The sequence below is a fragment of the Chitinophagales bacterium genome, assembly GCA_020635995.1.
GTDB lineage: Bacteria > Bacteroidota > Bacteroidia > Chitinophagales > UBA8649 > JAFMKE01.
Genome location: JACJYS010000001.1, coordinates 76,138 through 88,680, shown reverse-complemented (window position 1 = coordinate 88,680; position 12,543 = coordinate 76,138). Strand labels below are relative to the sequence as shown.

8 protein-coding genes are annotated in these 12,543 nt (G+C 33.4%); 7 read left to right on the top strand and 1 reads right to left on the bottom strand.

Going from position 1 to position 12,543, the window contains the following annotated elements:
- Positions 1-33 precede the first annotated feature (33 nt).
- Both H6578_00450 and H6578_00445 read left to right on the top strand, forming a co-directional pair.
- Positions 34-714 carry a TIGR00266 family protein gene (locus H6578_00450; protein MCB9225623.1) on the top strand — a complete coding sequence of 227 codons (681 nt, stop codon included), beginning with the start codon at positions 34-36 and terminating at the stop codon, positions 712-714.
- A 202-nt stretch (positions 715-916) separates the two neighbouring features.
- Positions 917-1,561, top strand: a complete 645-nt coding sequence (locus H6578_00445; protein ID MCB9225622.1) for a protein-L-isoaspartate(D-aspartate) O-methyltransferase — start codon at positions 917-919, stop codon at positions 1,559-1,561.
- 22 nt (positions 1,562-1,583) lie between these two features.
- Here the strand turns inward: H6578_00445 and H6578_00440 are convergent, their stop codons facing one another.
- Complete coding sequence (locus H6578_00440; protein ID MCB9225621.1) at positions 1,584-3,992, bottom strand: TonB-dependent receptor; 2,409 nt, start codon at positions 3,990-3,992, stop codon at positions 1,584-1,586.
- Between the two features lie 122 nt (positions 3,993-4,114).
- On the opposite strand from H6578_00440, the gene H6578_00435 reads away from it, so the two are divergent.
- The 5 genes from H6578_00435 to ligA all read left to right on the top strand — a co-directional run bounded on the left by H6578_00435 (position 4,115) and on the right by ligA (position 12,451).
- Positions 4,115-5,530: a TolC family protein gene (locus tag H6578_00435; GenBank protein MCB9225620.1), complete on the top strand. Its 1,416-nt coding sequence runs from the start codon at positions 4,115-4,117 to the stop codon at positions 5,528-5,530.
- A 3-nt stretch (positions 5,531-5,533) separates the two neighbouring features.
- Positions 5,534-6,805 (top strand): efflux RND transporter periplasmic adaptor subunit, encoded by a 1,272-nt coding sequence (locus H6578_00430; GenBank protein MCB9225619.1) that lies wholly within the window; start codon positions 5,534-5,536, stop codon positions 6,803-6,805.
- A 98-nt stretch (positions 6,806-6,903) separates the two neighbouring features.
- Positions 6,904-9,168, top strand: a complete 2,265-nt coding sequence (locus H6578_00425; protein ID MCB9225618.1) for a T9SS type A sorting domain-containing protein — start codon at positions 6,904-6,906, stop codon at positions 9,166-9,168.
- 117 nt (positions 9,169-9,285) lie between these two features.
- On the top strand, positions 9,286-10,320 hold the full coding sequence (locus tag H6578_00420) for a hypothetical protein (protein ID MCB9225617.1): 1,035 nt from the start codon (positions 9,286-9,288) through the stop codon (positions 10,318-10,320).
- 49 nt (positions 10,321-10,369) lie between these two features.
- Positions 10,370-12,451 carry an NAD-dependent DNA ligase LigA gene (ligA, locus tag H6578_00415; GenBank protein ID MCB9225616.1) on the top strand — a complete coding sequence of 694 codons (2,082 nt, stop codon included), beginning with the start codon at positions 10,370-10,372 and terminating at the stop codon, positions 12,449-12,451.
- The last annotated feature ends 92 nt before the right edge of the window (positions 12,452-12,543 follow it).

The following is a 12,543-nucleotide window of genomic DNA, read 5'->3' as shown; positions in this document are numbered from 1 at the left end:
GATTAACTTTGTTTGAGCCAACAAATATACAACATGAAATTTGAAATAATTGAAAACGAAAATTTTGCAGCCTTAAAGGTCTCTTTAAAAAAGGGCGAAGCCGTAAAAGCAGAATCTGGTGCTATGCTTAGCATGGACAGCCACATAAATGTAGAAGGAAAAATGGAAGGAGGCTTGCTGTCCGGCTTAGGCAGAATGCTGGCAGGAGAAACTATTTTTATACAAACTATAAGTGCCACAGATAAAGCAGGAGAAGTAATTTTAGCTCCTACAAATATTGGTAGTATAATAGAAATTGAAATAGATAAAAACACGGTTTGGAATGTGTCTAAAGGCGGTTTTTTTGCCGCAGATGAGGGTATAGAAGTGAGCAATAAATTGCAAAATTTAGCTCGGGGTATGTTTTCCGGTGAAGGGTTTTTTGTGCTAAAAATTAGTGGAACAGGAAAGTTTTTTATAAGCAGTTTTGGGGCGGTTATTAAAAAAGAAATTAAAAAAGGAGAAGATTACATAGTTGACAATTTTCATTTAGTAGCTTGGAACTCCGATGCACAAATAGATATACAAAAAGCTTCAAGTTCGTGGCTAAATTCTTTTAAAAGTGGCGAAGGATTAGTTACCAAAATTACGGGACCGGCAACGGTTTATATTCAAACAAGAAATCCAAAATCTTTTGGAGGCTGGCTTAGTGGGGTGTTGCCTTCAAAAAAATAGATTTTTATATACTAATTTGTTAATGCAAAATAGTCTAATCTATTTTGTGTTTTATAATGATAAATGCCGATAGATTAATACATTTTAGGACAATAAGGTGCAATCTAAATTGGACTATTATATATTCCTAATCGGTATGATATTACAAATTTCTGCATTGTCCTCCCCCCTAAATTATCTAATTAAGTATATTTGTGCCATCATGATTTCTAAATACCGAAGAGCTAAAGAAACACTTATTGATACGCTTAAAAAGAAAGGCATTTCTAACACTAAAATTTTAGATGCTATTTTTAAAATAGACAGACATCTTTTTATTCCCGATAGTGCCTTACATAGCCACGCTTATGAAGATAAAGCTTTTCCTATTGGTGTAGAGCAAACTATTTCACAACCTTATACTGTGGCTTTTCAAACTGAACTTTTATTGGTTAATAAAGGAGATAAAATACTGGAAATAGGTACAGGTAGCGGCTACCAAGCAGCGGTGCTTGTAGCATTAGGTGCAGATGTTTATTCCATAGAAAGACAAAAATTTTTATATGAGAAAACTAAGCTTCTTTTAAATTCTTTGGGTTATAGCAATATAAAAATGTATTATGGCGATGGTTTTAAAGGCAAAAAAGCTTTTGCCCCCTACGATAAAATTATTGTAACAGCCGCTGCTCCATTTGTTCCTACTGAGCTACTGAGCCAACTTAAAGTAGGTGGCATTTTGGTTATACCCGTAGATAATAATGACGGCTCGCAAAACATGATGAGGCTAACTAAAACCTCTGAAACTGAGTTTAAAAAAGAAATTTTTGACAAGTTTGCTTTTGTACCAATGCTTAAAGGAACAAATTAACCGGTTTCTTAAGCTTAAAGTATCAAAAATTCACTTTATAATTAAGTACAGGTAGTACACCTTGCCCTTTAATAGCCGGGTTTGTGGTTTCGTTTATTCTATTAGTCATATTTTGTATGTCGGCAGAGAGTGTCCAAGAGTATTTCTTTTTGTTTCTAATATATGCCAATCGGGCATCCCACCTAAAATAGTTTTTTAAGCGTTTTCCGTAAGGTGTATCAGTGTCATAATCATATTCTCGGTTGTTTCCTGCCCAAATTACTCTTGTGTTCATACTAATGCTGTTGTTTTTTTGTTTACCTACGGTAAAATCTTTTCCGGCAGTTAGCGTAGCTATAAAGTTCCCGTTATACTTGGTGTTTAACCATTTCTTATCTCTATGCCAGTACCACGAAGTTACTTTGTACTTAGATTGATAATATGAACCATTTACCAAAATGTAATAATTTTTAGCAAAAGCTTTTTCTAAACTAACATCTACACCATAGTTTAGTCCTTTTCCTTTGTTAGCATATTTTTGTTGAGTTATAAAATTATAGTCGTAAATAGAAGGATAAAGCTCATTTAAAGAAGCATAATAGCTGTATCCAATATCTTCGTCAATAATAGGAATTTTGTATAAATATTGCACATAAGTTTCTACTTGCAAATGTAGTTTTGGAGCTAAAGTCCATTTATTGCCCACTACAAAATGCACGCTTCTGGTAGCGTCTAAATATTTGTTTGGTTGTCCTGTTTTATAAATAAACTCTCCTTTATTTATGTCAAAATCATCAACATAGCGTCCTTCTGCTCCATAATATCCTAAAGGTTCTAATCGGCTATGAAGTCCTACGCCTAAGGTAAATTTATGAATATCTTTATATACATACTCTAAGCCAAAACGGGGCTCAACAGAAAAGAATTTATTAAAATTAGAATGAATAAAATGCACACCTGGCGTTATGCTAAGTTTTTCGGTAATACGCAGTTTGTGCTGCATAAAAGCTTTAATTTGAAAAGTACTCAATGATGCTTCAGCATTTTTAAGCTTATTTTCTTGCCCAAAAGTATCAGTTCCTGCTATAGAATATTGGTTTATTTCTCTACTAAAATTTTGATAATAGTTTATAAAAGCCACATTAGCACCTATTTGTACGCTGTGTTTTGCATTTATTTTGGTATTAGATTTTACATCTAATTGTACCCGCTTTTCATCTACAGGAAATAAGTCTGTTTTGTTTAATAAATTTACCATATCGGGAGAAAAATCATATTCTGTCCATTCGTTGTAAAACTCGCCTTTGCTTTCGCTGTAAAGTATCTGAGATTTTAGCTGTGTTTTTTCTTTTATGGTTTTGGTGTTTTTTATACCTATTAAGTTTAGGGCATAGGAATCGTACCAGTCACCTACGGTGGGGTCAGAGGCATATTCCGATATTTTCCCTTTGCCGTACAAACCATAAATTTGAAATTCGCCAAATTTTTTAGAAGGTAAATGTATTTTGTAGTTTATATCTTGGTAAACCGGGTTAGTATTTCGGGTTACATTTAATCCTATTTTATTAAATAAAGCCAAAGTAGAATATCTATAAGAAACCAAAAAGCTACCGCCATATTTTTTAGAAAAAGGACCTTCGGCACTGGCTTCTAAACCCATAAATCCGGCAGATAAACTAAATTCATACTCATTAGTGTTTCCTTTTCTCATGCTCAAATCAAAAACGCCACTGCCTGCGTTTCCGTATTGTGCTGGAAATGCCGCAGTATAAAAATCTACACTTTCAAGGGAGTTGCTACTTACCATATTTATAGCTCCTAATGCTCCATCTCTGGCAAAATGATTTGGCGATTGCACTTCTAAGCCATCTATATTCCACAGCAGTGCCGAAGGCGTATTTCCTCTTATAGAAATTCCATTTTGAATATCGCCTTGGTTTCTAACTCCTGCAAACGATAAAACTAATCTTGAGGGGTCGTTTAAGCTACCCGCATATCTTGAACTTTGTTCTAAATTATAAGACATAGCACTTACAGTAGCCATCTCATTATCAACTTTTAATGTAGAAGTATTTTTTCTTTTGGCAGTTACCACCACTTCCTCTACGTTGTTAAATTCTTCTTTAAGTAAAATGTCAATATTTTTTGCTTTTCCCGAACTTAACAAAATACCATCTACTACTTTGGTTTCATAGCCCATAAAGCTAATTTGCAAATCTACTCTACCCACAGGCACATTTTTAAGTTCGTAGTAGCCGTCTAAATCTGTAGTTGTCCCTATAAGCGGACTGCTGTTTAAAACCACCACGGCAGCACCTATTAAAGTAGCGTGGCTTTCGCTATCTTGTATTTTGCCATATATATTTTGAAGATTACTTTGTGCCAATAGATTTATGAAAGAAAAAAGAAATAATACAATAAAAACAAGTTGATTTCGTACTTTAAAAATCATGCAATAACATTTTTTTAGGCAATGAAATTAAGAAAACTTACTAAAAAAAAGTAAAATTTGTTATCATTCAACAAGGAAATAGTAAATTTGGAAACAGTAATGATTATTTATAATTAGATATAATGAAATATATAGTTAGTTTTTTGTTTTTTATCAGTTTGTTTTTAGTTACCCACGCCCAAGAAGTTTGGACATTAAATGACTGTATTTCCTATGCTTTAGAAAATAATATTAGTTTAAAGCAAAGTTCTTTAAATACAGAATATGCTAAAAACACACTTTTGCAAAATAAGATGAATTTATATACGCCTAATATTCAGGCTAACGCATCGGAATCTTTTAATTTTGCCAACTCTATAAACCCATTAACCTATCAATTCGTACAGCAAAACACTAATTCTACTTCTTTTTCTGTAGGTTTAAATTATAATATTTTTGAGGGTTTATCAAGAATTTTTACCCAAAAAGCTTCAAAAGAAAGTTTAAATGCTACGCAATACGAACAGCAAGCTCTTGAAAATCAAACAGTTTTGCTGGTTATTAATAACTATTTAAGTGCTTTATTAGCTAAAGAAGCTTTATCTATAGCAAAGGATAAAAAATTGCTAACAACTATACAAAAAACAAGAACTGAGGAGCTAATAAGTTCTGGTATGCTGGCTAAAAGCAACCAATATGAAGTTAATGCTCAGTTGGCAAATGACGATTTATCGGTAGTAAATGCCGAAAATAATTATCAAACTGCATTAAATCAATTACGATTATTGCTACAGCTGCCTATAGAGCAACAAATAGAAATAGCTCCATTAGATTTGCTACAAGATGCTAAAGATGCTCAATTGTACAACTTGAACCAAGTAGTAGGCAATGCTTTAGATGCTCTACCCGACATGAAAGGACTTGAATATAGACGCAATGCTGCGGAACTACAAATAAAAGCGGCCAAGGGAAGTTTATCTCCTACACTGTCTTTTTCTGCATATATGGGTACCAATTATTTTAGTGCCGCACAAGAGCAAACGGGTTCCACAAACTCGGTTATTCCCATAGGCTATGTAGGTAGTTCAAGCGAAGCGGTATATACATTGTACGAACAGCCAATTTATAACAAAAAAGGATTTGGAAATCAGTTGAAAGATAATTTTAATCAAAATGTACAATTTAGCTTAGGTATTCCTATTTTTGGCAAATGGCAGCGTATGATAGCTATTGATAATGCAAAATTGAACCACTTAAAAACCAGCTACGATATTAACAATAAAGAAAATACCATAGCACAAGATGTTTACAGTGCATATACTAACTACACCGCAGCTGTAAAACAGCTAAATGCCAGCCAAGAAAATAAAAGTGCTTCAGAAATAGCTTATAATTTTGGTGTAGAAAAATTAAATGCAGGAGTAATAAATTCTTTTGAATTTGAAACCATAAAAAACAGACATGTTAGTGCTCAAGCTAATTATGTACAGGCAAAATATGAACTGTATTTTAAACAATTGATTTTAGATTATTACAATACAGGAAATTTTAATTATTAAAACATGAAAAAACTTTATATAATTCTTGGCATTTTGTTGGCTATTTTACTAACGGTTGTTATAGTTTTTAAAGATAAATTTAGTGGTAGAAATGCTACGCAAGTTGTAGTAGAAGAAGTAGCAAAACAGCAAATTACGGAGTCTGTTACGGCTTATGGCAAAATATACCCCAGCAAAGAAGTAAAACTATCTTTAGAGCTACCCGGAGAGGTAACAAAAATATATGTAAACGAAGGAGATTCTGTAAAAGTAGGCGATTTATTATTAGAAATTAGAGCCGATAATTATGTTAGTTCTGTAACTCAAAGCAGGGCAGCATACAACCAAGCACAAGCTAATTTGCAAATGGCAAAAGCTAGATTGCTACAAGCACAATCGCAGTTTACAATAGTAGAAAATGACTACAATAGAAAAAAAGCATTATTCAATAAAGAAATACTAAGTGCCGTAGAAATGGAAGCTGCCGAAACGCAATATTTAGCATCGGTAAGTGAGCTTAAATCGGCTAAAGAAACCGTATCTGCCAATGAATTTCAGGTGCAAAGTGCCTTAGCCGGCTTAGACCAAACGAAAGATAATTTAGGAAGAACTAAGCTTTTTGCTCCTATGAGTGGTATTGTTTCTAAGCTAAATGTAGAAGAAGGAGAAAAAGTGGTGGGAACAGCACAAATGGCAGGAACAGAGCTAATAACCATTTCAGAATTTTCAGAATTGGAACTAAAAGTAGAAGTAGGAGAAAATGAAGTATTGCGAATTACGGAAGGCGACACTACAAATATAACCGTAGATGCTTATTTAGATAAAAAAATTGTAGGTTTGGTTAGTCAAGTTGCCTATTCTTCTAATGCTTTAACCGACCAGCAAGTAACAAAGTTTGAAGTTAAAATTAAGCTCTTGCTTTCCAGCTACAAGGATATGATAACGGATAAAAATCCTTATCCTTTTAGACCCGGCATGAGTGCTACCGCAGAAATTATCACCAATAAAAAATCCGGAGTATTAGCTGTACCTATACAAAGTGTTACTTTACGCGATATGAATGAAGACGACAATATGGACGACAAAACGCAAGTGGTTTTTGTGGTAGAAAATGATAAAGCCATGCTTAAAGAAGTTAAAACAGGCATACAAGACGATACTTATATTGAAATAACCGAAGGATTAGCCGAAGGCGAGAAAGTGGTAAGTTCTCCTTTTAAAGCCATATCTAAAGAGCTGGAAGATGAAACAGACGTTAAGCTAATAACGGAAAAAGAATTGTATAATGAGGAGTAAACGTTCAATTATTAATGATTAGGGATTAATGTTTAATTAAGACGTTTCTTTTTCCTTTTTTAAGAAAAACCTTAACTTTATTCAAAAAATTAAAAGAAATGACAAGAACCATACTTCTATTTGTAGTAAGTAGTTTGTTTTTTATAAGCTCGGCTCAAATTCAGCAGGAAGCAATACCTGTAAGCAAATTAATGCAAATAAATAGCATAGATGTTCCACTAAAAACAATGCCTTTAATAGATGAAGTGGCATTAAGAAGAGAAGATGAAACAGTAGATAAAATAGCTAATATTCCTTGGCGATATGGCGTAATTCAATATACCAATATTGGTTTTGATAATGGAAGTTATACTTATTTGCCCAATGGCGATAGAATTTGGCGTATTACCATAAAATCGGAAGGAGCCCAAACCCTTAATTTTACTTTTAATCAATATTATTTAGTAGGTAGTTCTAAATTGTTTATTTATAATGAACACTACAACAATGTGTTAGGTGCATTTACAAAAGAAAATAATAAAGATTATGGTTCTTTAACCACCACTTTAATTCCCGGAGATAAAATAACCATAGAACTATATGAACCCAAGGAAGCATTTGATTTAAACAAACTAAACCTTGAAAGAGTAGTACATGGCTATAGAAGTTTAGACTACCAAAAACAATGGAAAGGAATTGGAGATTCGGGAGGGTGCAATATTAATGCAATATGCCCTTTGGGCGATAGTCTAAGAAATCAAATAAAAAGTGTAGGTATTTTATTAACCTCTAATAATTATAGTGCCGGTTTTTGTAGTGGAGCATTAGTAAACAACACTTGCAATGATGGCGAACCTTATTTTTTAACAGCTAACCATTGCATGCAGGGTTCAAGTCCCAATAATATTGTTGTAGGTTTTAATTTTGAATCTACACAATGCAACAGTAATAGTTGGGCAGGAGCTAACAATACCGTTTCGGGCACTACACTTGTGGCTAATAATGCCGATTCTGATTTTGCTTTATTAAAATTAAGCAGTGCACCTCCGTCAAATTATGAAGTTTATTATTCGGGTTGGGACAGAACAGGAAACCCAAGTGCGTTTCAAACAGGCATACACCATCCTTCAGGAGATTTAAAGAAAATATCAAGAGATAATAATCCTGCCACGCAGGCAATGTATAGCAGTGCTTTTTGTTGGAGAATAGGCAACTGGGAAGAAGGCACAACAGAAGGCGGTTCGTCTGGTTCGCCTTTGTTTAATGATGCAGGATTAATAATAGGTCAATTGTACGGTGGTTCGGCAAGCTGCTCAAATATTAGTGAAGATTTTTACGGCAGATTTGATGTTAGTTGGGATTATAGTAATGATATAGCAAAACAGTTAAAAAATTGGTTAGACCCATGTGGCACTAATGAAACTACAATAGAAGGTTACGACCCCAACACCATAACAGCAGATGAAGATGCAGCATTGCAATATGCAGGATACATTAGTTCAGATTTTTGTGGTAGTAAAGTAAGTCAAGATTTATTGCTGAAAAATAGAGGAAATTTTAATTTAACTACTGCAACTATTTCCTATGGTTTTGATGGTAATATGCAACAGTATAATTGGACGGGCAACTTGTTAGCTGGAGAAAATGAAACTATTCTTTTAGATAGTGTAGCGTTAAGCAATGGAAATCATAGTTTTAGGGCATTTATAGTTTCTACTAATTTAGCTAACGATACAAATTATATAAACGATACTACTACTTTAAATGCTACCATAAATAATGGTGTAAACGTAGAAGTGGCTTTAACAACTAATTATTACGGTAGTGAAAACACATTTCAAATAATAGATTATGTAAACAATACGCTTATAGATGACCAAGGTCCGTTTGGTATAATGGATAGTTATAATAATAGCTTTTGTTTGCCGGAAGGAGGTTATTGCATTACCCTAACAGACGATGGTGGAGATGGATTAGCTCCAGCTTTTTTTGTAGATCAAGGAAATTATATGTTGAATGTAAATGGTGAAGAACTTTATAATACCGATGCCATAGGTGGTGGAGTTAGCACTTGTTTTAAATATTACGGAGGTGTTTTTTATAGCGATACAAGTGCCGTAGTAGATACTACTGGTATTTTAGACGTAAATATTTTTAATAATTTCATATTATACCCAAATCCAAGCAATGGAGTAATAAATATAAAATCTACCGAGAGAATAAATGAAATGGATATTTATAATGTGGCGGGTGCAAAAGTATATGCACAGCAGTTTAATGAAAAACAAATTAGCATACTTACTACACATTTAAGCAAAGGAATGTACTTAGTAAAAGTGCACACAGATAAAGGTGTAGGTGTTAAAAAACTGGTAATAGAATAAAAAATTGTCCGTCATATCCTTTTTATACTAAATAGTATTAAGAGAATTATAAAGAAACATCACTTTAATAAAATTTAATGTTCTTATTAAAATATTAAATGCTTATTTTGCATTTGTATGTTTAAGTCCAATTATTTTTTTACTTCAGTATTAGTAATATTACTTCTTTTTGCTTGCAAACCCGATTATAAAAAAATTGATGTATCAAAAGTTGATGTTCAAATTAAAATAGATAGATTTGACCAGCAGTTTTTTGCATCAGATACCAATAATTTATACCCATCTTTAAACAGTTTAAGGCAAAAAGACACTACGTTCTTTGATTTTTATACCAATCAAGTTATGCGATTTGGTCAAATAAGCGATAGCATTTCGCCTACTATGATAGATATAAATAGATTTTTGAGCAATAAAGCTGTGTTAGAATTATATGATACGGTTCAAATAGTATATGGCGATATAACGCAAGTTGAAAATGAGCTAAGCGAAGCCTTTAAACATTTTAAATATTATTTTCCCAATAAACCTATTCCCAACATAAAAAGTATTATTAGCGAATTTGGCTACAATGCTGTAACTTTAGATACCTCATACATTGCCATAGCTTTAGATATGTATTTAGGTAAAGACTACAAATATTACCGAAGTTTTGATTTTCCGTATTATTTAATTGACCGTTTTGAGCAAGTATATATTGTGCCCAATGCTATGGAGGTTTTATATAATGCCTATTTTAATAAAAGTGCTTTAGCCGAAACAGAACCGCTTATTTACAATATGATAGAAAATGGCAAACGCTTATATTTTATGGAATGTATGCAACCTCAAAAAGATAAAAATATGTTGATAGGTTACACCAAAGAGCAATTAGATTGGGTAGAAAAATCGGAGGGAGAAATATGGAAGTTTTATAACGAACACGATTTATTTTATACCAAAAACTACATGGAGCAAAGAAGACATATAGGAGAAGCTCCAACCACAGCAGGCATGCCAGAGCAAGCACCCGGAAATGTGGGTAGCTGGGTGGGCTGGCAAATAGTGCAACAATACATGAAAAACACTTATGACGGTAAAAAAATAGCATTACAACAACTGATAAATACACCTGCCGAAACTATACTAAACAAAAGTAGATATAAACCGAAATAGGTTTAAGAAATACATATAGCATCAACACCAAAAACGTAAAATATCAAACATGAACTGGAACGAAGAAGAAATGCAGGTAGCAACAGACAATTTGTTATACAAAAAATTAACCGCTACAGATATTGAAGATTTAAGAAACGTAATTCGTTTTCACGATTGGAATTATTATGTACAATCTTCTCCAAGTATTTCAGATAAAGAATATGACACTTTATTTAAAGCATTAAAAACTTTAGAAGAAGCTCATCCTGAGTTAATTACACCCGATTCACCTACGCAAAAAGTAGCACAAGCACTTACTAATGAATTTACTACCGTACAGCACACTGTGCCTATGCTTTCTTTAGCCAATTCTTACAATGCAGAAGATTTACTTGCTTTTGATGAAAGTGTAAAAAAACTGAGTAATAGAGCGGATATTTCTTATTGTGTAGAACCTAAATTTGACGGAGCAAGCATTGCTTTAATTTATGAAAATGATATATTAGTGCGAGCTGCCACCAGAGGAAACGGTATAGAAGGCGAAGACATAACTCTTAATGCCAAGCAAATAAAATATGTGCCACATACAGCCGCTTTTTCCAAGTACGGCATTCAAAAAATTGAATTGCGTGGCGAAGTGATTATAGAAAATGATGCTTTTGAAAAAATGAATTTACAGCGAGAGCAAGAGGGATTAAAAGTGTTTCAAAATTCAAGAAATACCGCTTCGGGTTCGTTGCGAATGAAAGAACCACAAGAAGTAGCTAAAAGAAATTTAGAAGCTTTCATTTATCAAATAGCTTATGTGATTGATAAAGAAGGGAATAATCTTTTAGGAGAAAAATTCACTAAGCATTTTGACAATATAGAAATGTTAGGAAAATTGGGTTTTCAAATTCCAAAAGAAGAAAAAATAGAAGTGCATAACATACATGAAGTGGTAAGTTTTTGTGCCACTTGGGAAGCTAAAAGAGATGATTATAACTATGAAATAGACGGTATGGTTATAAAAGTAAATGATTTGGCTTTACAAAATATTTTAGGAGCTACGGCACATCACCCTCGTTGGGCAATTGCCTATAAATTTAAAGCAAGGCAAGCTATAACACAGTTGTTAAATATTGATTATCAAGTAGGTAGAACGGGGGCTGTTACGCCCGTAGCCAAGTTGCAACCCGTGCGTTTAGCTGGCGTTACGGTATCTTCCGTATCATTGCACAATGCTGATTTTATTGTAGAAAAAGACATACACATTGGCGATTTTGTTTTTGTGGAACGAGCAGGAGATGTTATTCCGTACATTGCGGGTGTAGATGTAAGCAAGCGAAAAGATGTGCAAGCTGTGATTTTCCCTACTAAATGTCCATCGTGTCAGGCTGCTTTGGTTCGCCCGGAAGGAGAAGCCGTTTTCCGTTGCGAAAATGCAGAATGTCCTGCCCAGGCAGAAGAACGCATTATACATTTTGTAAGCAAAGGAGCTATGGATATTGACGGCTTAGGCAAGGATATAGTAAAGCGGTTTATGCAAGAAGATTTTATAAAAAATATAGAAGATATATACACTTTAGATTATGATAAAATATTGTCTTTAGATGGGTGGAAAGAAAAATCTGTTGCCAATTTAAAAGAGGGAATTGAAAAATCTAAAAATCAGCCACTGTGGCGTTTGTTGGTGGCTTTGGGAATTAGACATATAGGAACAGCTACTGCTAAAATGCTGGAAAAAAACATACAAAAAATAAGCGATTTACAAAACTGGACAGAAGAACAATTAGCAGAATTGGAAGATGTGGGTCCAAAAGTAGCGGAAAGTATTTATTCGTTTTTTAACAATTACGAAAATCAGCAATTAATTATCCGTTTAAAAGAATTGGGCGTTAAAACAGAGAAAACGGAAGAAGATAATCAACTTAAAAGCAATAAATTGGATGGGCTTACTTTTTTGTTTACCGGCACGTTAATTCGTTTTAACCGCGATCAAGCCAAAGAAATGGTAGAAGAAAACGGAGGTAAAAATTTAAGTGGCGTAAGTGCAAAATTGAATTATTTGGTAGCAGGAGAAAAAGCAGGAAGCAAATTAGAGAAAGCTAATAAATTGGGTATTGCTGTTTTAACGGAAGATGAATTTTTAGAGATGATAAATGATTAATTTTGTTTACCAAGTTCTAACAAAAATTATCTCGGGTTACCCAATACAGAAAACATGAGAAAGGTATGTGGTTTTTATTAATTGCAGACTTT